The 21,979-nt window shown below is 69.5% G+C and carries 20 protein-coding genes; 17 read left to right on the top strand and 3 right to left on the bottom strand.

The window, feature by feature from the left end:
• Positions 1–5: 5 nt before the first annotated feature.
• The 14 genes from ftsH to BLS40_RS06370 all read left to right on the top strand — a co-directional run bounded on the left by ftsH (position 6) and on the right by BLS40_RS06370 (position 17,173).
• Positions 6–2,435 carry an ATP-dependent zinc metalloprotease FtsH gene (gene ftsH, locus BLS40_RS06435; RefSeq protein ID WP_092150253.1) on the top strand — a complete coding sequence of 810 codons (2,430 nt, stop codon included), beginning with the start codon at positions 6–8 and terminating at the stop codon, positions 2,433–2,435.
• A complete protein-coding gene (folE, locus tag BLS40_RS06430) occupies positions 2,425–2,997 on the top strand; it encodes a GTP cyclohydrolase I FolE (RefSeq protein WP_172808006.1) in 573 nt (190 codons plus the stop codon). The genes ftsH and folE overlap by 11 nt, the downstream gene beginning before the upstream one ends.
• 7 nt (positions 2,998–3,004) lie before the next feature.
• A complete protein-coding gene (gene folP, locus BLS40_RS06425) occupies positions 3,005–3,898 on the top strand; it encodes a dihydropteroate synthase (RefSeq protein ID WP_407922399.1) in 894 nt (297 codons plus the stop codon).
• A complete protein-coding gene (gene folB, locus BLS40_RS06420) occupies positions 3,891–4,268 on the top strand; it encodes a dihydroneopterin aldolase (protein WP_092150247.1) in 378 nt (125 codons plus the stop codon). The genes folP and folB overlap by 8 nt, the downstream gene beginning before the upstream one ends.
• Before the next feature lie 5 nt (positions 4,269–4,273).
• On the top strand, positions 4,274–4,732 hold the full coding sequence (folK, locus tag BLS40_RS06415) for a 2-amino-4-hydroxy-6-hydroxymethyldihydropteridine diphosphokinase (RefSeq protein WP_092150244.1): 459 nt from the start codon (positions 4,274–4,276) through the stop codon (positions 4,730–4,732).
• The gene (locus BLS40_RS06410; protein ID WP_092150241.1) at positions 4,729–5,196 is read left to right on the top strand and encodes a DUF3180 domain-containing protein; all 468 of its coding nucleotides are present in this window, start codon (positions 4,729–4,731) and stop codon (positions 5,194–5,196) included. The genes folK and BLS40_RS06410 overlap by 4 nt, the downstream gene beginning before the upstream one ends.
• Positions 5,197–5,206: 10 nt before the next feature.
• Complete coding sequence (locus BLS40_RS06405) at positions 5,207–6,193, top strand: DUF6779 domain-containing protein (RefSeq protein WP_157672446.1); 987 nt, start codon at positions 5,207–5,209, stop codon at positions 6,191–6,193.
• Positions 6,194–6,901: a 6PGD fold domain-containing protein gene (locus BLS40_RS06400; protein WP_092150238.1), complete on the top strand. Its 708-nt coding sequence runs from the start codon at positions 6,194–6,196 to the stop codon at positions 6,899–6,901.
• Positions 6,902–6,904: 3 nt separating this feature from the next.
• On the top strand, positions 6,905–7,696 hold the full coding sequence (locus tag BLS40_RS06395; protein WP_092150235.1) for a pantoate--beta-alanine ligase: 792 nt from the start codon (positions 6,905–6,907) through the stop codon (positions 7,694–7,696).
• A 58-nt stretch (positions 7,697–7,754) separates the two neighbouring features.
• On the top strand, positions 7,755–9,329 hold the full coding sequence (gene lysS, locus BLS40_RS06390; protein WP_092150232.1) for a lysine--tRNA ligase: 1,575 nt from the start codon (positions 7,755–7,757) through the stop codon (positions 9,327–9,329).
• A 272-nt stretch (positions 9,330–9,601) separates the two neighbouring features.
• The gene (locus BLS40_RS06385; protein WP_092150229.1) at positions 9,602–11,644 is read left to right on the top strand and encodes a glucose PTS transporter subunit IIA; all 2,043 of its coding nucleotides are present in this window, start codon (positions 9,602–9,604) and stop codon (positions 11,642–11,644) included.
• A 27-nt stretch (positions 11,645–11,671) separates the two neighbouring features.
• Positions 11,672–12,523, top strand: coding sequence for a PRD domain-containing protein (locus tag BLS40_RS06380; RefSeq protein ID WP_092150226.1), 852 nt, complete (start codon positions 11,672–11,674; stop codon positions 12,521–12,523).
• Positions 12,520–14,217 carry a phosphoenolpyruvate--protein phosphotransferase gene (gene ptsP, locus BLS40_RS06375; protein ID WP_092150223.1) on the top strand — a complete coding sequence of 566 codons (1,698 nt, stop codon included), beginning with the start codon at positions 12,520–12,522 and terminating at the stop codon, positions 14,215–14,217. The genes BLS40_RS06380 and ptsP overlap by 4 nt, the downstream gene beginning before the upstream one ends.
• Positions 14,218–14,392: 175 nt before the next feature.
• Positions 14,393–17,173, top strand: coding sequence for an ATP-dependent Clp protease ATP-binding subunit (locus tag BLS40_RS06370; RefSeq protein WP_092150220.1), 2,781 nt, complete (start codon positions 14,393–14,395; stop codon positions 17,171–17,173).
• Between the two features lie 83 nt (positions 17,174–17,256).
• On the opposite strand, the gene BLS40_RS06365 is transcribed toward BLS40_RS06370, so the two are convergent.
• Positions 17,257–18,606 carry a lipase family protein gene (locus BLS40_RS06365; RefSeq protein WP_092150218.1) on the bottom strand — a complete coding sequence of 450 codons (1,350 nt, stop codon included), beginning with the start codon at positions 18,604–18,606 and terminating at the stop codon, positions 17,257–17,259.
• A gap of 95 nt (positions 18,607–18,701) precedes the next feature.
• Entirely contained in the window at positions 18,702–19,514 is an 813-nt protein-coding gene (gene zupT / locus BLS40_RS06360; RefSeq protein ID WP_231908403.1) for a zinc transporter ZupT, read from the bottom strand.
• 58 nt (positions 19,515–19,572) lie between these two features.
• On the opposite strand from zupT, the gene BLS40_RS06355 reads away from it, so the two are divergent.
• On the top strand, positions 19,573–19,743 hold the full coding sequence (locus BLS40_RS06355; protein ID WP_092150213.1) for a DUF4236 domain-containing protein: 171 nt from the start codon (positions 19,573–19,575) through the stop codon (positions 19,741–19,743).
• Here the strand turns inward: BLS40_RS06355 and BLS40_RS06350 are convergent.
• Complete coding sequence (locus BLS40_RS06350; protein WP_092150210.1) at positions 19,722–20,609, bottom strand: HhH-GPD family protein; 888 nt, start codon at positions 20,607–20,609, stop codon at positions 19,722–19,724. The two genes, BLS40_RS06355 and BLS40_RS06350, sit on opposite strands and share 22 nt — an antisense overlap.
• On the opposite strand from BLS40_RS06350, the gene BLS40_RS06345 reads away from it, so the two are divergent.
• Together BLS40_RS06345 and BLS40_RS11405 are read left to right on the top strand one after the other, a co-directional pair.
• Positions 20,608–21,222 (top strand): carbonic anhydrase, encoded by a 615-nt coding sequence (locus BLS40_RS06345; RefSeq protein WP_092150207.1) that lies wholly within the window; start codon positions 20,608–20,610, stop codon positions 21,220–21,222. The genes BLS40_RS06350 and BLS40_RS06345 overlap by 2 nt on opposite strands.
• Before the next feature lie 10 nt (positions 21,223–21,232).
• Complete coding sequence (locus BLS40_RS11405) at positions 21,233–21,976, top strand: hypothetical protein (RefSeq protein WP_092150204.1); 744 nt, start codon at positions 21,233–21,235, stop codon at positions 21,974–21,976.
• The last annotated feature ends 3 nt before the right edge of the window (positions 21,977–21,979 follow it).

The raw sequence follows: 21,979 nt of genomic DNA, 5'->3' as shown, positions 1-21,979 counted from the left end.
AATACATGGAAAACAACAAAGTTTTGCGGTGGGGCGTTTTCGCCGCCGTCGCCCTGATTGTCCTCTACCTGTTCACCCTCATCGGTGACGACACCCGCAGGTACCAGCCGGTGGACACTTCCGTCGCCCTGGAGCAGCTGCAGGACAACAACGCCCGCGAGGTGCAGATCGACGACCGCGAGCAGCGCGTCCGCATCGACCTGCGCGAGCCGATCACCGTCGACGAGCGCGAGGGCGTGGAGTCCGTCATGGCCCAGTACCCCGCGCGGACCACGCCCGAGGTCTTTGACGCGGTGCGTTCCTCCGGGGCGGACAGCTATGAGACGAACGTGACGCAGGACTCGTTCCTGATGTCCTTGCTGGGCTTCATGCTGCCGATGATCCTCATCTTCGGCCTGCTGTTCTACCTGATGTACCGGATGCAGGCGGGCGGCGGCATGTTCGGCATCGGCGGTTCGAGGGCGAAGCAGCTGACCAAGGACAACCCGACGAACACGTTCGCGGATGTGGCGGGCGCGGACGAGGCCGTCGACGAGTTGCAGGAGGTGGTCGACTTCCTGCAGGACCCGGGCATCTACGAGAAGCTGGGCGCGAAGATCCCCCGCGGCGTTCTGCTCTACGGCCCGCCCGGTACCGGCAAGACCTTGCTGGCCCGCGCCGTCGCCGGCGAGGCCGGTGTGCCGTTCTATTCCATCTCGGGCTCGGACTTCGTGGAGATGTTCGTCGGCGTCGGCGCCTCGCGCGTGCGCGACCTGTTCAAGCAGGCCCGCGAGAACTCGCCCTGCATCATCTTCGTCGACGAGATCGACGCGGTGGGTCGCCAGCGCGGCTCCGGCACCGGCGGCGGGCACGACGAGCGCGAGCAGACGCTGAACCAGCTGCTGGTGGAGATGGACGGCTTCGGCCCGCGCGAGGGCGTGATCCTCATCGCGGCGACGAACCGCCCCGACATCTTGGACCCCGCGCTGCTGCGCCCGGGCCGTTTCGACCGCCAGATCCCGGTGACCAATCCGGACCTGGCCGGACGCCAGCAGATCCTCAAGGTCCACGCCAAGGACAAGCCGCTCGGCCCCGACGCCGACCTAGACGCGCTGGCCAAGCGAACCGCCGGCATGAGCGGCGCCGATCTCGCCAACGTGCTCAACGAGGCCGCTCTTCTGACGGCCCGCGTGGGCGGCAACGTGATCACGGCCGACGCGCTGGAGGAGGCCACGGACCGCGTGATCGGCGGGCCGCGCCGCAGCGCCAAGATCATCTCCGAGAAGGAAAAGAAGGTCACCGCCTACCACGAGGGCGGCCACACGCTGGCCGCCTGGGCGCTGGAGGACATCGAGCGCGTGTACAAGGTCACCATCCTCGCCCGCGGCCGCACCGGCGGCCACGCCATGACGGCGCAGGAGGATGACAAGGGCATGTACAACCGCGACGAGCTCTACGCCCGCCTCGTGTTCGCAATGGGCGGGCGCGCTGCCGAGGAGCTCGTCTTCGGCGAGCCCACCACCGGCGCGAGCTCCGATATCGAGCAGGCGACCAAGATCGCCCGCGCGATGGTCACCGAGTACGGCATGTCCAGCGTCCTCGGTGCGGTGAAGTACGGCACGGAGCAGGGCGACCCGTTCTCCCGCTTCGGCGCGGGCAACCAGTACGAGTACTCGCCCGCGGTCGCCGAGACCATCGACCGCGAGGTGCACGAGCTTATCGACGCCGCCCACCAGCGCGCCTACTCCATCCTCTCCGCCCACCGCGACTACCTCGACGCCCTGGCGACGAAGCTTTTGGAGAAGGAGACGCTGCGCCGGCCCGACCTCGAGGTGATCTTCGACGGCATCGAGCCGCAGCCCTCGGGCCTGCCGGTGGTGGACGAGCGGTTCACCGCGCAGGCCGGCCGCGAGCCGGTGAAGACCCCGGTCGAGCTAGCCGAGGAGCGCGGGGAGGAGCCGCCGAAGCGGGTGTCGCTGCTGGAGATGTCGCGAAGCGCCCGCGAGCGGCGCATGGCCGAGCGCGAGGCGAAGAATGCCGGAGCAGGTCAGCAGGGCGGCTCCACCCGCTGGCGCCCGGGCGGCCAGGACGGCGGCCAGGACAAACCCCGGATGCCCGAGTACGGGGGGCCTCAGCCTCCGGCCGGGTGGACCTACCCCGGCGCCCAGGGCGAGCACCCCGGCGTGCGCAACTACGGCCAGCCGGAGGAGGCCGCGCCCGCCGAGGCGCCGGTCGGTTTCCAGCTGCCCGTCAACGAGCGCCCCGACCACGAGTGGACGGACACGGCGCGGAGCGTCGGCAAGCATGCGAAGCCGGGCAGCACCGCGGTAGGCGCCGCTGAGGACGCCGCGGACGGGGTCGAGGAGGCGCCGAGGAGGGACGCCGCGGACGTCGCCAAGCCGAGCGATGCCGAAACCACTGAGATCCCGCGGGTGGGTGATGACCGTGACCGCTAAGTTCGATCGGGCCCGCGCCGAGGCAGCGGTGCGGGAGCTGCTCATCGCCGTGGGCGAGGACCCGGACCGGGAGGGCCTGGTGGAGACGCCCGCGCGGGTTGCGCGCTCCTACGAGGAGATTTTCGTCGGCCTGCACTCCGAGCCCACCGACGTGCTGGAGAAGACGTTCGCCGAGGACCACCAGGAGCTCGTGCTCGTGCACGACATTCCGATTTACTCCACGTGCGAGCACCACCTCGTGCCGTTCTACGGCAAGGCGCACATCGGCTACATTCCCGGCCCGGAGGGGAAAGTGACCGGGCTGTCTAAGCTGGCTCGCCTGGCCGACCTTTACGCCAAGCGTCCGCAGGTGCAGGAGCGCCTCACCGGCCAGATCGCCGATGCCCTCGTGAGCAAGCTAGGCGCGCAGGCCGTCATCGTCGTGCTCGAGTGCGAACACCTCTGTATGGCGATGCGGGGCATCCGGAAGCCGGGGGCGGTGACCACCACGTCCGCCGTGCGCGGGGGTTTCCAGCACAACGCCGCCTCGCGCGCCGAGGTGCTCAGCTTGATCAGGAGGTAGGTATCCGATGGTGAGTGTCGCAGAGCTGACGGTGCCGGGGCGCACCCTGGTGATGGGGATTGTCAACGTCACCGCGGACTCGTTTTCCGACGGCGGCCGGTGGCTCGACGTGGACGCGGCGCTCGGCCACGCCCGCGAGCTGGTCGCCCTCGGCGCGGACATCATCGACGTCGGCGCCGAATCGACGCGCCCCGGGGCCACCCGCGTGCCCGCCGAGGTGGAGGCCCAGCGCATCCGCCCCGTCATCGAGGGCCTGCACGCCGAGGGCATCCGCACCTCCGTGGACACGATGCGCGCCTCCACGGCGGCCGTCGCCGCGGAGGCGGGCGTCGACCTGATCAATGACGTCTCCGCGGGCCTGGCGGATCCGGACATGTACCGCGTCATGGCCGAGAGCCGGCTGCCGGTGTGCCTCATGCACTGGCGCACCGACGTGTTCGTGTCCGCCGCGGGTGCTTCTGACCACGGCGGCGACGTCACCTCCGACGTGCACGCCCTGCTTGAGCGCTGCATTGACGACGCGATCGCCGCGGGCGTGGAGCGCAGCCAGATCGTCGTGGACCCGGGCCTCGGATTTGCCAAGACGGCCGAGGAGAACTGGGCGCTGCTCGCGTCGCTGCCGGACTTCATTGCCGGGGAGTTCCCAGTGCTGGTGGGGGCGTCGCGCAAGCGCTTCCTCACGGCAATCCGCGCCGGCCGGGGGCTCGACCACGGGCCTATCGACGCCGACCCGGCCACCGCCGCCGTCACCGCGATCTCCGCGCAGATGGGCGCGTGGTGCGTGCGGGTGCACGAGGTCGCGGCCTCCCGCGACGCGGTCGACGTCGCGGCCGCCTGGAACCAAGCAGCGAACCAAGCAGCGAACCAAGCACGCGACCAGCGGGGCGGCGGCCGTGGCTGACCGCATCGAGCTGACGGGGCTGAAGGTCTACGCCCACCACGGCGTGCTGCCGCACGAGACGCAGCACGGCCAGGCGTTCACCCTCGACATCGTGTGCTGGCTCGACTTCGCCGACGCCGCGCGCGATGACGACCTGGCGAAGACCGTCAACTACGCCGAGCTCGCGCAGCTGGCCCACGACATCGCCACGGGCACCCCGCGCCAGCTGGTGGAAACCGTGGCCACCGAGATCGCCGACACCGCACTGAACACCTACGCCGCGCTCCACGCCGTCGAAGTCACCGTGCACAAGCCGCACGCCCCCATCCCGCTCGTCTTCGATGACGTGGCCGTCGTCGCCCGCCGCTCCCGCAAGAACCTGAGGAGGTAGGCGCCGTGCGCGCAGTACTGTCCGCAGGCTCGAACATGGAGGACTCCCGCGCCCACCTCGCCAGCGTGGCCCAAGAGTTTGCCGGCGAGCTCGTCGCGCAGTCCTCCCTCTACGCCACCGCGCCGTGGGGCGGGGTGGAGCAAAGAGACTTTCTCAACCAAACGCTGATCGTGGAGGTCGACCAGACCCCCGAGGAGCTCCTGCGCCGCTGCCAAGCGCTCGAGCGCAACGCCCGGCGGGTGCGCGACGTGCGCTGGGGCCCGCGCACCCTCGACGTCGACATCGTCGACATCGCCGGCTATACCTCCGACGACCCCGACCTCACCGTTCCCCACCCCCGCGCCCGCGAGCGCGCGTTCGTGCTCGTCCCCTGGCTGGAGATCGAGCCGGGGGCGCGGCTGGGCGGGGAGAGCGTTGCGGGGATCGTCGATAAGCTGGGCGACGAAGGGGTGAGAAAGCTGTGACCAGAACATCCATCGCCGCGCTGACGGCGCTTGCCGGGTTCATGGCCGCGGCCGCCTTCATCCTCGTGCGCCGCTTCTACGGGGCGCTGACCACCGTCGGCGTCACCGCGTCCCTGCCGCTGTGGATCGTGGCCGCGACCTGCCTGTTTATCGCCTACATGGTGGCCAAGCGGCGGGAGGAGGGCAACGTCGGGCTCGACCGCTCCCAGCTCAACCCCATGATGGCGGCCAACTTCATGCTGCTGGGCAAGGCCAGCGCCTGGTCCGGCGCGATCTGCGGCGGCCTGTTTGCGGGTCTGCTCATCTACATCGCCCCGCGTATCGACGTCCTCGCGGCCGCGCAGTCCGACCTCCCTGGCACCCTCTCCGGGACGTTCGGGGGCCTCGCGCTCGCGATCGCGGGGGTTGTGCTGGAGCGCGCGTGCGAGGTGTCGCCACCCACCGAGGGTGAAGCTGCCAGCTAAGGTGTTGGGCATGAATGCCGAGAAGCCGACCAGCGAGACCCGCGACAATTCCGCGCTGTGGATCGTCGTGCCCTTCCTCCTGGCCATCGTGGGCACCGTGGTCATGCTGTTCACCAACTCGGCGAACGTCCTGAAAATCTCTCTCGTCCTCGCGCTGTGGGCCGCGGCCGCCGGCGTGCTTGTGGCGACGCGCCTACGCCGCGACCGCGAGAACGCCGAGCGCGAGCTGGAGGCGCGTGAGCAGCGCTTTCAGGCCGAGCTCGACGCCGCGCAGGCCCGCGGGGAAGCCGACCGCGCGGCGCTCGCCCACGCGCGCGAGAACGAACGCCCCGCCGATCCCGGCGCGGACACAGAGGTGCTGCGCGAGATTCAGGCGGAGCTCGCGCGCCTGCGCGCCCAGCTGGAGGAGCTCGCCGGGCGGCAGTTCGAGTACGAGCCCGCCGCGCTGCGCGCCGAGGCTCGCCGCGTGGCGGAGCTAGAACGGTCGGGCGGGTCGACGAAGCGGGAGGCGCCCGTGGAGACGCCCACTGTGAAGCCCGCCTCGGGCCCGTCCACCGACGACACCGCGAAGATCAAGGTCGTGCGCCAGCCCGCCGAAAAGCCCGCCGAAACGCCGGCCCAGGAGCCGGCCCAGGAGCCGTCGCGCCCCGCCGGCGCCCCGTCTTTCGACGCGATCGCCGGACGGTTCGGGGGCAGTAGCCGTCTCAAAGACGCGCAGAACCCGCTGTCGCAGCTCATCAGTGAGCGCCAGGCGCAAAGCGCCGAGCCCGCAGCGCCGGCCCAGCCCTCGGAGCCCTCAGAGCCCTCAGCGCCCTCAGCGCCCTCAGAGCCCTCAGAGCCCTCAGAGCCCTCAGCGCCCGCCGAACCCGCGCCGGCGCGCGCGCAGGAGCAGCCGGTCACCGAGCGCCGCGGGGGCCGCCGCCGGCGCGACGAGCACGGCCGCAGCTCGCTGACCGTCGCCGAGCTGCTCGCGCGGGCGCAGAAGGAGACCGATTAGATGCCGCCTCGGCTCACCATCGGTGCGGTCGGGGGCGAGGGCGAGTTCAGCCGGGCCCTGGCGCGTGCCGGGCACCGGGTGCGTCCCTTGAGCCTCGACGCGCCCGAGGACGTTGCCAACGTCGATCTCGTCCTGCTCGACGCGGACGATGCGCAGTGGCTGGGGGAGGGCGTCGATACGCTCGCGCCCTACGTCCGGCCGCGGCAGATGGTCATCCACACCGCGCTGCTCGAGGGCACGCAGCTTCTCGATGCCGCGGAGACCCGCGGGGCCGTCGTCATGGCCGCGCACAATATTTTCGGCGCCCACTGGGTCACGTCCGCCGCGGACGAGCTCGGTGAGACCGTGATCGGCCTGCTCATCGCGGAGATCGGCGGGACCAACCACCCGATCGCGGACACCGCGCGCCCGGTGATCGCCGCCGCGGTCCAGCTCACGGCGATGGAGCGCACGGTGCGGTGGGACTCGTTCGAGCTGCTGCGCACGGCCGTCGAAGATGCCGACGCGTTCGAGGAGGACTACCTCGCGGCGCGCCCCGGCACGGCGCCCGCGGCGGGGCCGGCCGACATGGAACGGATGCACCGCGCCATCGCCGAGCTGGGGACGTCGCGGCTGTTCGCCGACATTGCACGCCGGCACGCGGAGCGCACCGGCGACGCCGAGGTGGAGCTGTGGGCGCTTTCGAAGACAGACAAGAATTGCAGGTAAGTGATGGCGTTTGAGTCAGGCCAGGCCGTTGTGGTCACCGACCCGGAGCGGCTGGCGGTGTACGGCCGCGCGTTTCGGAAGGTGGGCAAGTCCGTCGTCGTGGTGCCGCTGGGCGAGGGCATCCACGCCGGCCACATCCAGCTGATCCGCGCGGCGCGCTCGCTGCTGGGCGCGGTCGTGATGGTGACCTACCGCGGCGCCGAGGTGCCGGAGGTCTTCGCCGAGGAGAAGGTCGACGTGGTCTTCCATGGCGAGCTCGGGCGCGGGGTGTCGGTGCGCACGGGCATGGACCACCTGGAGGACGCGGAGGCGATCGCCCGAGATGTGGCTCATGTGCTCGCCGCAGCCCACGCCACCCACGCCACCGACATCGTGCTGGGGGAGAAGGATTTCGAGTTGCTGGTGGCAACCCAAAAGGCGGTCAGCGCGCTGCGGATGGAGGCCAGGCTGCACAGCGTGCCCACCGTGCGCGCTTCCGGGGGCGTGGCCATGTCGCTGCGCAACGCTGACGTACCCGAGGCCGACCGCGACGCCGCGCTGGCGCTGTCGGCCGCGCTGACGGCCGGGGCGCACGTCGCCGAGCGCGGCGCCGACGCCATCCTCGACACCGCGCGCGGGGTGCTCGCGGCCGCCGGGCTCGTCCCCGACTACCTCGAGTTGCGCGACCTCGCCTTCGGGCCCGCGCCGACGCGTGGCGACGCCCGCCTGCTCGGCGCCGTCACCCTCGGCGGCGTGCACTTAAGCGACAACGTCGGGGTGCCCGTGGGTGTGGGATTCAAAAACATCGAGGGGTAAGCGCCGAGACCAGGGTGCTCGCCACGCCCGCGGAGGCGACCGACTAGCCTATGTCAGTGTGACTACCCAGAGCCCGGACACCCACGACATCAGCGAGCAGCAGCAATTCCGACGCGCCAAGCGCCAGAAGCTTATCGACGACGGGCGCGGCGCCTACCCGGCACGCGTTGAGCGCACCACCTCGTTGAAAGACCTCCGCGCCGCCTACACTGTGGTGGTCGAAGGTGAGGGCGAGCCCGCCGACGCCCCGGGCGTGACCGTCCTCGCACCGGGCGAGGAGACCCAGGACACCGTCTCGGTGACCGGGCGCGTGATGTTCAAGCGCGACACCGGGAAGCTGTGCTTCGCCAGCCTGCAGGAGGGCAACGGCACGCAGCTGCAGGTCATGCTGTCGCTGGCCGAGGTCGGCGAGGACGCCCTGGCCAGCTGGAAGGACGACGTCGACCTGGGGGACATCGTGTCGGTGACGGGGCGCGTCATTGCGTCGAAACGCGGCGAGCTCTCCGTCATGGCGGCGCGGTGGCAGATGGCGTCGAAGGCGCTGCGCCCGCTGCCGGTCGCCTTCGCGGAGATGAACGAGGAGCAGCGGGTGCGCCGTCGCTACACCGACCTGATCATGCGCGAGGCGGCGCGCGACAACGCCATGACCCGCATCAAAGTCACCGCGGCCGTGCGCAAGTACCTCACCGGCCTCGACTTCGTCGAGGTGGAGACCCCGATGCTGCAGACACTGCACGGCGGTGCGGCCGCCCGGCCGTTTGTGACCCGCTCCAACGCGCTCGACATCGACCTGTACTTGCGCATCGCGCCCGAGCTCTACCTCAAGCGCTGCGTCGTCGGCGGCATCGAGCGCGTCTTCGAGATCAACCGCAACTTCCGCAACGAAGGCGTGGATTCCTCGCACTCCCCGGAGTTCACCATGCTGGAGACCTACCAGGCGTGGGGCACCTACGCCGACGGCGCGGAGATGATCAAGGGCCTCGTGCAGTTCTGTGCGGAGGAGGTCTTTGGCTCGCAGCAGGTCACGCTTGCCGACGGCAGCGTGTACGACTTCTCCGGCGAGTGGAAAGTCCTGGAGATGTACCCCTCACTCAATGAGGCCCTGGCGCGCAAGTTCCCCGGCCAGCCAGAGGTGACCATCGACTCCACGGTGGAGGAGCTGACCGGCATCGCCGAGGCGATCGGGCTGAAGGTGCCCGCCAACGCCGGGTGGCTGCACGGCAAGCTCGTGGAGGAGATCTGGGAGGAGCTGTGCTCCGACCAGCTCTACGAGCCCACCTTCGTGATCAACTTCCCCGTCGAGACCTCCCCGCTCACGCGCGACCACCGCGAGAAACCCGGGGTGACCGAGAAGTGGGACCTCTACGTCCGCGGCTTCGAGCTGGCCACCGGCTACTCCGAGCTGGTGGACCCGGTGATCCAGCGCGAGCGCTTCGTGGACCAGGCTCGCCTGGCCGCGCACGGCGATGACGAGGCGATGGTGCTCGACGAGGACTTCCTCGCCGCAATGGAGCAGGGCATGCCGCCGACCGCCGGCACCGGCATGGGCGTGGACCGCCTGCTCATGGCCCTGACCGGGCTGGGCATCCGCGAGACCGTGCTGTTCCCGATGGTCAAGCCCGAGGCGAACTAGCCTCTGCCCCTTTCGCGGGCCCGCTGAGCGGGGACCCACACAGCAGAACCGCCGGACGTGTGGTGCGCATCACTACGTACCCCTTTTTCTGGTCTCCGCCACCCCCGCCGATTGCCTCCGCTGTGGTGCGGGGCTTACCATCTAGATACATCTCAACCACAGGGTTGTTACCCGCTTGTGACAGCGGGGCAAGACCTGGAACTGGCGCATTGTCGCGTCCGGTTCCAGGTCTTTTGCATTCCCTGGCCACTTTTTCAGAAAGGATTGGCACAATGGCCACTTCCACGTCCAGCCTGCAGTCGCAGGCCGAGGACATTCTCGACGGCATCGGCGGCGCCGGAAACATCGCTTCCCTCACCCACTGCGCGACGCGTCTTCGCTTTGAGCTTAACGACGCCTCCCTGGCCGACAAGGCCAAACTCGAATCCGTCCCGAAGGTCATGGGGGCCGTCCCTCAGGGCGGGTCGCACTACCAGGTCATCATCGGCGGCGACGTGGCGAACGTGTACAACGCGCTCAAGGCGCTGCCGGAGATGCAAACCGGCTCTGACACCCGTTCCGCCGACGACATCAAGGCGGAGCAGCGCGCCCGGGTGAAGGGGAAGGTGTCCTGGCTGGACGCCTTCTTCGAGTACCTCTCCGACTCCTTCCGCCCGATCCTGGGCGTTCTGCTCGGGGCGTCGCTGATTATCGCGTTCGCCGCGGTGATGGACGCGTTCGGGGTGGCCGACTTCCGCGCGGAGGTTAAGACCCCGGGCTGGCAGTTCGTCGACGCCATGTGGCGCTCCGTGTTCTTCTTCCTGCCGGTCATGGTGGCCTACAACGCCGGAAAGAAGCTCAACATCGACCCGTGGGTTCCCGCGGTGGTCATGTTGGCCCTGTTCACCCCGGACTTTTCCGGGCTTGCCGAGCACCCCGAGGCGGTGACCCAGACGAACGCCTTGCTCGGCTCCGAGGTCTCCCGCGTCACCGTGATGGGGCTGCCGATGTACCTGCCTGACTACTCGGGCAACGTGTTCGTCCCGCTCATCATGGCCGCCATCGCGGCGGCTGTATACAAGGGCCTGCAGAGAGTCATTCCCTCGTCCGTGCACATGGTGTTCGTGCCGTTTTTCACCCTGCTCGTCATGATCCCGTTCACCGCCCTGGTGATCGGCCCGCTGGGCTACGCGCTCGGCGCCTGGATCGGCACCGGCCTGGCCTTCTTGAACACCAACGCTCCGTTCATCTTCGCCATCGCCATCCCGATGCTCTACCCCTTCCTGGTCCCGCTCGGACTGCACTGGCCGCTCAACGCCCTCATGCTCGTCAACATCCAGACGCTGGGCTACGACTTCATCCAGGGCCCCATGGGCGTGTGGAACTTCGCCTGCTTCGGCGCGACGGCCGCCGTCTTGGCGATCTCCATTCGCGACCGCGACACGGTGATGCGCCAGACCGCGGGGTCCGCTTTGGCGGCCGGCCTGTTCGGCGGCATCTCGGAGCCCTCGCTCTACGGCATCCACCTGCGGTTCAAGCGCATTTACCCGCGCATGCTCGTCGGCTGCTTCACGGGCGGCGTGGTCATCGCGATCCTCTCCGCCCCGTTCGACGGGGTGCAGACCAGCGCGTTCGTGTTCACCTCCTTGCTGACAATCCCGGTGTTCAACCCGGTGTGGGTGTACGTCGTGGCTATCGCGGTGGCGTTCTTCACCGCGTTCGTCCTCATCTACCTCAGCGACTACCGCACGGCCGAGGAGAAGGCGGCGGCGCAGGCGCTTGTCGACGCCCCGGCCGACGCCCCGGCCGAAACCCCGGCCGAAACCCCGGCCGCAGCGCCGGTGCAGGACGCCCCGGCCGCAGCCCCGGCCGCGGCCACGCAGCTGCTCGCCCCCATCGCCGGTGAGGCGGTGGCCATGGAGGCCCTGGGTGACAAGGCGTTCGCGTCGGGCGCGCTGGGAACGGCGGTCGGCATCACCCCGGCGGTGACGGCCGAAGGCACGGTCGTGTCCCCGGTGGCGGGCACGGTGATCTCGGTGGCCAAGACCGGCCACGCCTACGGCATCAAGACCGACGACGGCGTCGAGGTGCTGGTGCACATCGGCATCGACACCGTCGACATGAAGGGCGAGGGCTTTACCCCGCTCGTGGCCAAGAAGCAGGCGGTCGGCGCGGGTGATGCGCTGGCCCGCGTGGACTTCGGCGCCGTCGCTAGGGCCGGCCACGACGCGACGGTGATCACCACGGTGGTCAACACCAAGAGCATGGCCGGCGTCGCGGACATCGCGGACGGCACCGTCGGCGCCGGCGACCCGGTCCTGGAAGTGACCAGGTAGAGCCGCGCGTCGGTAGAATCAATTGACATGCAGATCCTGCGCGTGTTCAACAACAACGTCGTGCTCGCCCGTGGCGGCGAGGGCGAGGTTGTTGTCACGGGCAGAGGGGTCGGCTTCGGCGCGCGCCGGGGCGACGTCGTGGACGACGCCAAGGTGGCGCGCGTCTTCGTGCCCTCCGACGGGCGGGACCCGGACCACTCCGCGGAAATGCTCGCGCACCTGCCCGAGCACCGCATCGCCCAGGTGACGGCCGCGCTGGAGGCGGTGGGCGCCCCCGAGCAGCTGCGGGACAAGCTGACCTTGATCACGGCCATTGCGGACCACCTGGAATACGCCTCGTGGCGCGCCCGCACAGGGGAGGAGGCGACGTACCTGCTGCGCTCGGAGGTGATCAACCTCTACCCGCGCGAGTGGGACCTGAGCGTGAGGCTGCTCGCCGAGGTCAACCGCCGCCAGCCCGCCGACGCCCAGCTTCCCGACGCCGAGGCGACCGCCCTAGCTCTGCACCTCGTCAACGCCGGGTTCGCCACCGGCGACCTGTCCGACACGTACCGCATGACCGGGATCATCCAGCAGATGCTGGAAGTCGTCGAAGCGGAGCTTGGGGAAGCGTTGGACATGGCGTCGATAAGCGTGGCTCGCTTCATCACCCACGTGCGCTACCTGTTCGTGCGGCTGACCCGGAACCAGCAACTCGATCACGCGCACTCGCCCCTCACGCGCCAGCTTGTCGACGCCTACCCGCGCGAGATCGCCTGCGCGCGCAAGATCGCCGCGGTGGTCGAGCTGCGCTTCGACACCGCCCTGACCGAAGATGAAATCCTCTACCTCGGCCTGCACATCGTCCGGCTGGGTGAGACCGAAAGGAAGAAGAAATGACTCAACGCCTCGTCCTCCACGGAATCGGCGTCGCCGCCGGAACCGCCTCCGGCCCCGCCGCCGTTGTCGCCCCGGCCGTGGGCGTGGATGAATCCGAACCCGCCTGCACCGACGTGGAGGCCGACGGCCAGCGCGTGCGCGAGGTGCTGGCCGACGTCGCGGCGTCACTGCGCGAGCGCGCCGGGCACGCCAACTCCGAAACCTCGAAGGCGGTGCTCGAAGCAACCGCGGCGCTGGCGACGGACCGCGGCCTGGTCAAGGGCGTGGACAAGGAGCTGAAGAAGGGCTCCGGCGTGACCCGGGCGATCCACGACGCAGTGGAGACGTACGCGGCCAAGCTGCGCAAGGTGGGCGGCTACATGGCGGAGCGGGTCACCGACCTCTACGACATCCGCGACCGCGCGACCGCCCGCCTGCGCGGCGTCGCAGAGCCCGGCATCCCCGACCTCCCGGAGCCCGCGGTGATCGTGGCCCACGACCTCGCGCCTGCCGAGACGGCGACGCTGGACCCGGCTATGGTGCGCGGCATCGTCACCGAGGCCGGCGGGGCCACCTCGCACACCGCCATCCTCGCCGCCCAGCTCGGCATCCCCGCGGCCGTGCAGGTCAAGGGTGTCACCGAGGCGCTTGCAGGCGCGGCCCGGGTGGAGATCGCCATCGACGGCGGGGTCGGCGAGGTCATCGTCGCCCCCAGCGCGACCGACGTCGCCGAACTCACCGAGCGCTCCCGCCGCCGTGCCGTGGCGCTGGCAGGCTCCTCCGGGGAGGGCGCGACCCGTGACGGGCACCGGGTGAAGCTCCTCGCCAACATCGGAACCACCGACGACGCCGCCGCGGCCGCGGCACAGGACCTCGAAGGCTCCGGGCTCTTCCGCACCGAATTCCTCTTCCTTGAACGCGAGTCCGCCCCGAGCGTGGAGGAACAGACGGACACCTACACCGCGGTGCTGCGGTCCTTCGGCACCCGCCGCGTGGTCGTGCGCACCTTAGACGCCGGCGCCGACAAGCCGCTGAGCTTCGCCGACCTCGGGCCCGAGGAAAACCCCGCGCTGGGCCGCCGCGGGCTGCGGCTGTCGCAGGCGCGCGAAGAGCTTCTCGACGCCCAACTGGCCGCCCTGGCGGCAGCCGGCGCGGCCGTCCCGGACGCCGAGCTGTGGGTGATGGCCCCGATGGTCTCCACGGTGGAGGAGACGACCTGGTTCGCGGCCAAGGCCCGCGCCCACGGCCTTCCGAAGGTGGGCATCATGGTGGAAACCCCCGCGGCGGCGATCCGGGCGAAGCAGCTGCTCTCGCTGGTGGACTTCGCCTCCATCGGCACCAACGACCTCTCCCAGTACACGATGGCGGCCGACCGCATGCAAGGGGAGCTGGCGCACCTGCTCACCCCCTGGCAGCCGGCGGTACTGTCGATGATCCGCGCTACCTGCCAGGGCGGGGCGGCGACCGGCAAGCCGGTCGGCGTGTGCGGGGAGGCGGGAGGCGACCCGCTCATGGCGCTCGTGCTGGTGGGCCTGGGGGTTACCTCCCTGTCCATGGCGCCGGGGAAGGTCAGCGCGGTGCGCGCCGCGCTGCGCCTGCACGACCTTGACACGTGCCGCCAGATGGCCAACTACGCCGTGGATGCCCCCACCGCCGCAGACGCCCGCGCCGCGGTGCTCAACATCGCGGACCCTGTTCTGCGCGACCTGCTCTAAAACCCGCCCGCACGCGGTTCGTCCTGGTGTTCGCTAACGGTGAACATGGCCTCTGACGTGCGGGATTAGTGCCTATAACCTTTTGTGAAATGGAAAACGGGGAAGAGTTGTTCTAGCCGCGCGTTATGGTGGGGGACAACATTTTTACGATCATTCCAGCAAAAGGGGTTACCTGATGTTCGAGCGGTTTACCGACCGAGCCCGCCGCGTTATCGTCTTGGCGCAGGAGGAAGCGCGCGCGCTCAACCACAATTACATGGGTACAGAGCACATCCTCCTTGGCCTGATCAAGGAGGGCGAAGGCGTCGCCGCCAAGGCTCTTGAATCCATGGGCATCAACCTCGAGGACGTGCGCCGCGAGGTTGAGGAGATTATCGGCCACGGCACGCAGCCTGTGACGGGGTACATCCCGTTCACCCCGCGCGCCAAGAAGGTCCTCGAGCTGTCTCTGCGCGAGGGCCTGCAGATGGGCCACAAGTACATCGGCACCGAGTTCCTCCTGCTCGGCCTCATCCGTGAGGGCGAGGGCGTGGCGGCCCAGGTGCTGATCAAGCTGGGCGCCGACCTGCCGCGGGTGCGGCAGCAGGTGATCCAGCTCCTTTCCGGCTACGAGGGCGGCGAAGGGCAGGGTGAGGGCAGTGAGCAGGGCGGCCTCGCCGGCGCCGGCTCTGGCGCGTCCCCGCTCGGCGGCTCCGGCCCCCGCGGCGGGCAGCAGGGCGAGCGCTCCAACTCGCTCGTGCTCGACCAGTTCGGCCGCAACCTGACCGCCGCGGCCCGCGAAGGCAAGCTCGACCCGGTCGTCGGGCGCGCCAAGGAGATCGAGCGCGTCATGCAGGTGCTCTCGCGCCGCACCAAGAACAACCCCGTGCTCATCGGTGAGCCGGGCGTGGGCAAGACCGCCGTGGTGGAGGGCCTCGCGCTCGACATCGCCAACGGGAACGTGCCGGAGACGCTGAAGGACAAGCAGGTCTACTCGCTTGACCTCGGCTCGCTGGTCGCGGGTTCTCGTTACCGCGGCGACTTCGAGGAGCGCCTGAAGAAGGTGCTCAAGGAGATCAACCAGCGCGGCGACATCATCCTGTTCATCGACGAGATCCACACGCTCGTCGGCGCCGGCGCAGCCGAGGGTGCGATTGACGCGGCCTCCCTGCTCAAGCCCAAGCTGGCCCGCGGCGAGCTGCAGACGATCGGCGCCACCACGCTGGACGAGTACCGCAAGCACATTGAGAAGGACGCCGCTCTCGAGCGTCGTTTCCAGCCCGTCCAGGTGGACGAGCCGTCGGTGGAGGACACCGTCACCATTCTCAAGGGCCTGCGCGATCGCTACGAGGCGCACCACCGTGTCTCCTACACCGACGACGCGCTGGTCGCCGCGGCGAACCTGTCCGACCGCTACATCAACGACCGCTTCCTGCCGGACAAGGCCGTCGACCTCCTCGACGAGGCCGGCGCCCGCATGCGCATCAAGCGCATGACGGCTCCCGAGGGCCTGCGCGAGGTCGACGAGCGCATCGCGGAGGTGCGCCGGGAGAAGGAAGCCGCGATCGACGCCCAGGACTTCGAGAAGGCCGCGGGTCTGCGCGACACCGAGCGCAAGCTCGGCGAGGATCGCAAGGAGAAGGAGAAGAAGTGGCGCTCCGGCGACCTCGAGGAGATCGCCGAGGTGGGCGAGGAGCAGATCGCAGACGTGCTCGCGAACTGGACCGGCATCCCGGTGTTCAAGCTCACCGAGTCCGAGTCCTCGCGCCTGCTCAGCATGGAAGATGAGCTGCACAAGCGCATCATCGGCCAGGACGAGGCCGTCCGCGCCGTGTCCCGCTCCATCCGCCGCACCCGCGCGGGCCTGAAGGACCCGAAGCGACCGTCCGGCTCCTTCATCTTCGCCGGCCCGTCCGGCGTGGGTAAGACCGAGCTGTCGAAGGCGCTGGCGGAGTTCCTCTTCGGCGACGAGGACTCGCTCATCCAGATCGACATGGGCGAGTTCCACGACCGCTTCACCGCCTCGCGCCTGTTCGGTGCCCCTCCGGGATACGTCGGCTACGAGGAGGGCGGCCAGCTCACCGAGAAGGTCCGCCGCAAGCCGTTCAGCGTGGTGCTTTTCGACGAGATTGAGAAGGCGCACAAGGAGATCTACAACACGCTCCTGCAGGTGCTGGAGGAAGGCCACGTCACCGATGGCCAGGGCCGCATGGTGGACTTCAAGAACACCGTGCTCATCTTCACCTCCAACCTGGGCACCAGCGACATCTCCAAGGCCGTCGGCCTGGGCTTTACCGGAAGCACCGCGACGGACGCGGACGCGCAGTACGACCGGATGAAGAACAAGGTGCACGACGAGCTGAAGAAGCACTTCCGCCCCGAGTTCCTCAACCGCATCGACGAGATCGTGGTCTTCCGCCAGCTGACCCAGGAAGAGATCGTCCAGATGGTCGAGCTCATGGTCGGCCGTGTGGACAAGAACCTCGCCGCCCAGGACATGGGCATCGAGCTGACCGGCAAGGCCAAGGACCTGCTCGCCCTGCGCGGCTTCGACCCCGTGCTCGGCGCCCGTCCGCTGCGCCGCACGATCCAGCGCGAGATCGAGGACGTCTTGTCCGAGAAGATCCTCTACGGCGAGATCGGTGCCGGTGAGATCATCACGGTAGACGTGGAGAACTGGGACGGCGACGTCGAGTCCGCCAAGCGCGAGCGCGGCAAGGTGGCGGAGGACGCGAAGTTCACGTTCACCCCGCGCCCGAAGCCGCTGCCGGCCGACACGTTCGACGTCGGGGAAATCGAGGACGTGCGCGACATCGCCCCGCAGTCGGAGGCGGACTCCCCGGTAGAAAACCCGGGCGGCACCACCGGGAACGGCCCGTCCGACGAGCCGGACGCCCCGGAAGAGGTGCTCGCTGAGGGCTCGGCCGACGACCGCGGCGAGGGCCGCGGCCCCGCCGGCGCCGGGTCGCCGCTGTAAGGCGGCAGCGCCCCGCAGACAACTGCCCTCCCCCCGCCAGCTCGGCGGGGGGAGGGCAGTTTTGTTGTGTTTGTTGAGGCGGCCTAGAAGGTGCCGCAGTTCGACGCCGCGGGGATTCCGTTGAACCGGTCGAGCATCCAGATGAACGACGGCGCGGCCTGCGTGAACATTCCGGCGGCGTGATTGAGCGCGTACTTCTTCCCGGGCGTGAACGCGGGGACGTTCTCGTTGAGCAGGGTCGAGTTGGCCCCGACGGCGCAGTAGTCGCGCGCCAGCGCGATCACCTGCGAGCTGGGCACCTCCGTGTCGTTCCCGCCGGTGGACACGAGGATGGGTGTCGTCGGGGCGACCCGGCCGAGCTTCTGGTCGTCGAAGAGTTTCGCGATGGCGGGCGCGTCCTCGACGACTTCTCGCAGCGACCTGCCGTCCTTGGTCAGCGTCCTGGTGTCGGTCATGGCCCACCTCAAGGCGTCGTCGGGGATGCACGAGTTGGCGGTGTCCGCAAAGAACGCGATCCCGCGGTCGTTGGAGATGTCGGACAAGAGGGTCTCGAACTCGGGGTAGCGCGCCAGCCAGCCGTTGGCTGCGTAGCCCAGAACGGCGGCGATGAGAGAGGTGTCCACGCCGTCGATGGTGGCCAGGAGGTCTGCGGGGGGAGCGCCCGCGAACGTGCCCTTGATGTTGAGCTCCGGCGCGTACGTCGGGTGCATTTCGGCCGCGGCCGCGGCGGCGCCCCCGCCCTGGGAGTAGCCGTAGAACCCGACGGGGTCGCCGGACGGGACCACGGCGCGCGCGGCGTCGAGCATCGCGTGGCCCTCCTCGTCGTGAAGCACGTAGGTGTGCGCCCCGGGGGTTCCCAGCCCGATGTAGTCCACCACAACCACGCGCATCCCCAGCAGGCTGGCGGCGTAGTAGGAGCCGAGCTCGTAGTTCAGACTGGCCGCGGGCTTCGTCGCATCGATCCGGGCTGTGAACCACGGCCCGCGCGAGGGGGCGCAGGCGTCGCCCGCCCCGCGGGTGCCGGGCGCGAAGACGATGGTCGGGGTCGGACCTTCGCCCTGCCAGGGGTTGGCGGGTTCGATGACGAACCCGGAAGTGGCCACGGCCTGCCCGTGGACGGTGGTGGAGGTGTAGAGAATCTTCGTGGCGGAGCCGGGGAAGTCGGGGCCGAGGACGTTGAGCAGGTGGGGGGCGTCCTGGGTGCGCAGCAGCGTGCCGGGCGCGCCGAGGTCGGCAACGGGCTCGTCGTAGAAGGGGTCGTAGCCGTGCAAGAGGGAGTCTGCGGCAGTTGTGGCGGCGTGCGCGACGCCGTCGACAAGCTGCTGCGGGCTCGGGTTGACGGAGCTTTGGGCCGAGGCTGAGGGCGCGGCGACCACGCTGAGCGCGAGAGCTGCGGCGGCTGCGGCCGTGCTGAGGCGGGGGCGGAGATTCATTTTTGTTACGTTAGTAAAACCACTAAGTTTCGGGGGCAAAATCAGCGAATTTTGATCAGGGGATGCCCCCGGCGTATCGCGCAAAGCAGGTTCCGTCAGTTGAGCGCGATGAGGCTGCCCGCCATCAGCGCCATGCCCGCGATGACCCCGTAGACGCAGTGGTGGTGGGCGCCGGTCGCGATCGCGCTCGGGAGGAGCTTGTCAAAGCTGATGAACACCATGATTCCCGCCACGGCGGCGAATGCCAGGCCGAGGGTCGCCGGCCCCATAAACGGCATGAGCAGCAAGAAACCGATGGCCGCGCCCAGAGGTTCGGCAAGGCCGGAGAGCGTTGCCCAGCCCGCGGCCCTCCACTTTTTTCCGGTGGCTTCCCGCAGCGGGGCGGCCACGGCGATGCCCTCCGGAATGTTGTGCACCGCGATGGCCACAGCGATGGGCAGCGCCAGCGTCGGGTCGCCCAGCGCGGCGATGAAGGTGGCTAAGCCCTCCGGGAAATTGTGGATGGCGATGGCCACGCCCGTCAGCAGGCCGGCGCGCATCATCGTCGTGCTCGCTTGCAGGCGGCCTCCCTCGTCCGGGAACTCGTGCGGGTTGATGGGCTCGGGCACCAGCCGGTCGATCACGGCGATGAGCAGCACGCCCCCGAAGAAGGCGAGGACCCCGTACAGGTCGCCGCGGTCGCCGTAGACTCCCGCGAGGTCGTCAATTCCGCCGGGCAGGAGCTCCATGAGCGAGATGTAGATCATCACGCCCGCGGAAAAGCCGAGGGAGCCCGCGAGGAAGCGGTTCGACGGATTGGATTTCAGCGCCACCAGGACGCCGCCGATGCCGGTGGAGATGCCCGCGAGCAGCGTGATGGTAAACGCCACCGCCACCGCCGAGGCGTCAAAGGTCGTTCCAATGTTCACGCCAACGCAGTGTAGGCGCTCCACCGTGCCCCGCGCACGAGCCGGATAGGATAGCCACATGGGAATCTACTTCCGCCAGAAGAAGAAGCTGGGCAAGAACTCCTGGCTCAACCTGTCCACGTCCGGCGGGTCCGTGTCCACCAAGGTCGGCCCCGTGACGGTGAATTCGCGCGGCGGCGTGTGGGTCAACCTGCCCGGCGGGCTGAACTACCGGGGCAAGTGGAAGTAGCCGTTTGCATCCTGGGCGGCGAGGCCGTCGTCAAGCAGGGAGTAGAGGGCGCGGGAGCGCTGGGCCGCGTCCGCCCACACCAGGTCGATGGCCGACTGGGGCACGGGCGCGTCGGCCTCCCGCAGGACCTTCATGATTTTCCCGCGCACCTGGCGGTCGGTGCCGGCGAACTTCTGCACCTTCCTGCGCGCTAGCTCCCCGGCACTCGGGGCCGGCCTTCCCGCCGCCACCCAGGCGCACTCCGCAATGATCGGGCACTGGTCGCACGCGGGGTTGGCGGCGGTGCACACGCGCGCTCCGAGTTCCATCAGCCCGGCGGAGAACACGGGCCCGTCGGTCGCGGGAAGCAGCGCGGCGACGTCGTCGATCTCGCCGGCCCGCGGCGCGCCCAGGAACGTCCCGGCAACGGCGCGGGCGTAGACCCGGCGCACGTTCGTGTCCACTACGGCGACGTTGGCGCCGTAGGCGAAGCAGGCGACGGCGCGCGCGGTGTACGCACCGATGCCGGGCAATGTGAGGAGCGTATCTACGTCGCGCGGCACCTCGCCACCGTGGGCGTCGACAAGCGTGCGCGCGCACTCGAGAAGGCGCAGCGCGCGGCGCGGGTACCCCAGCGACCCCCAGGCGCGCAGCACCTCGTCGGGGCCGGCCGCGGCGAACGCCGCCGGGGTGGGCCAGCGGTCGATCCACTCCTCCCACACCGGCGCGACCCTGGCGACCGGGGTCTGGTGGCTCATCACCTCGCTGAGCAGCACGCCCCACGCGGTCGTGCCGGGCCGCCGCCACGGCAGGTCACGGGCGTTTTCGCGGTAAAAGTCGCTCACCTTCGTCTGGATGCTCACAATAAGTGCCACAATAGTTGCCATGACTGACACCACCACTCCCGCCCAGGTGTGGGAGACGCTGCTAAGTGGCAACGACCGCTTCGCCACCGACAACGTCCTGCACCCCAACAGCACCGTCGAGCGCCGCCTCGAGCTTCGCGACGGCCAGGCACCCGTCGCAGCGGTGCTCGCCTGCTCCGACTCGCGGGTGCCCGTCGAATTGCTTTTCGACGCCGGCCTCGGCGACATGTTCGTCATCCGCACCGCCGGCGGCTGTGTGGACGCGGCGGTCTCCGGCTCCGTCGACTTCGCCGTGTCCAGCCTCGGCGTGAAGCTGGTCATCGTGCTCTCCCACGAGGCGTGCGGCGCCATCGGCGCGGCCTACACGGCGGTGGAGCAGGCCGAGGTCCCGCTCGGGCTGCAGCGCGTGTTCGTGGAAAAGATCGCCCCCTCCGTCATTTGGGCGAAGGGCCACGGCAAGGGCGAGCGTGACGATGTCGAGCGCGAGCACGCCCGCATCACCGCGCAGCACCTGATCGACCGTATTCCCGCACTCCAGGACGGGGCGGCCGACGGCACCATCGGCGTGGTTGCCGCCAGGTACAGCCTTGCCGACGGCCGCGTCGAGACCGTCAGCGAGCATTTCGCACGCTAAAGTCAATCCTGTGACGAACCAGCCCCACCGCAGCACCGACAACCGGCCCCTGCCGCCCGAGATCTACATGCGCCGCCGCGTGGCCGCGCTGGTAGTCATCCTCGTCCTAGTCGGTCTGCTGGTGTGGGGGCTGACAGCGTGGGCGCGCTCCGGCTCCGGCGGGGACGGCGCGGGCGGCGCGGGGGAGAGCACGACCTCCGCTGCGCCGACCGAGAACATCACCACGGAGCCGACGGTGCCGGCGCCGAGCGACGAGACGGAAGCGACGGAGGCTACCTCCTCGGCGACTTCTACTGCATCGTCGACCGCCTCGTCGACCGCCTCGTCTACCGCCTCCTCCACCGTCGATGCCGCCGCGAAGGACACTTGCGAGGTCGGCGATCTCACCATCGAGGCGCAGACGAGCGAGCCGAGCTACGCCGCCGGCGATCAGCCGGTGTTTTACATGAAGATCACCAACCCCACCAAGGCCGATTGCGTGATCAACTTGGACGACGAGCAGCTGCGGTTCGAGGTGTACTCCATGGGCAACAACCAGCGCATCTGGTCTGACGTGGACTGCTACCCGCCGGTCGTCGCCGGCGAGGAGACCTTCAAGCCGGGGCAGCCGCGCATGTTCGAGGCCCGCTGGTCCGCCACCGGCTCCCGGCCGGGGCAGTGCAGCAACCGGCAGCCCGTGCCCGCCGGGGCGTATTACCTGCACGCCGTGATCGGGGAGACCGCTTCCAACCCCGCGGACTTCACCATCCGTTAGGTG

This window comes from Corynebacterium mycetoides (assembly GCF_900103625.1).
Classification (GTDB): Bacteria; Actinomycetota; Actinomycetes; order Mycobacteriales; family Mycobacteriaceae; genus Corynebacterium; species Corynebacterium mycetoides.
The sequence above is the reverse complement of the archived record's forward strand: the minus strand, read 5'-3'. Positions and strand labels throughout refer to the sequence as shown.

Bases quoted from the DNA above. Each gene is read 5' to 3' on its own strand.
- ftsH (WP_092150253.1), top strand. From the start codon at position 6: ATGGAAAACAACAAAGTTTTGCGGTGGGGCGTTTTCGCCGCCGTCGCC.
- folP (WP_407922399.1), top strand. From the start codon at position 3,005: ATGGTGAGTGTCGCAGAGCTGACGGTGCCGGGGCGCACCCTGGTGATG.
- BLS40_RS06405 (WP_157672446.1), top strand. From the start codon at position 5,207: ATGAATGCCGAGAAGCCGACCAGCGAGACCCGCGACAATTCCGCGCTG.
- BLS40_RS06400 (WP_092150238.1), top strand. From the start codon at position 6,194: ATGCCGCCTCGGCTCACCATCGGTGCGGTCGGGGGCGAGGGCGAGTTC.
- BLS40_RS06395 (WP_092150235.1), top strand. From the start codon at position 6,905: ATGGCGTTTGAGTCAGGCCAGGCCGTTGTGGTCACCGACCCGGAGCGG.
- BLS40_RS06385 (WP_092150229.1), top strand. From the start codon at position 9,602: ATGGCCACTTCCACGTCCAGCCTGCAGTCGCAGGCCGAGGACATTCTC.
- BLS40_RS06380 (WP_092150226.1), top strand. From the start codon at position 11,672: ATGCAGATCCTGCGCGTGTTCAACAACAACGTCGTGCTCGCCCGTGGC.
- ptsP (WP_092150223.1), top strand. From the start codon at position 12,520: ATGACTCAACGCCTCGTCCTCCACGGAATCGGCGTCGCCGCCGGAACC.
- BLS40_RS06370 (WP_092150220.1), top strand. From the start codon at position 14,393: ATGTTCGAGCGGTTTACCGACCGAGCCCGCCGCGTTATCGTCTTGGCG.
- BLS40_RS06365 (WP_092150218.1), bottom strand. From the start codon at position 18,606: ATGAATCTCCGCCCCCGCCTCAGCACGGCCGCAGCCGCCGCAGCTCTC.
- BLS40_RS06355 (WP_092150213.1), top strand. From the start codon at position 19,573: ATGGGAATCTACTTCCGCCAGAAGAAGAAGCTGGGCAAGAACTCCTGG.
- BLS40_RS06345 (WP_092150207.1), top strand. From the start codon at position 20,608: ATGACTGACACCACCACTCCCGCCCAGGTGTGGGAGACGCTGCTAAGT.
- BLS40_RS06350 (WP_092150210.1), bottom strand. From the start codon at position 20,609: ATGGCAACTATTGTGGCACTTATTGTGAGCATCCAGACGAAGGTGAGC.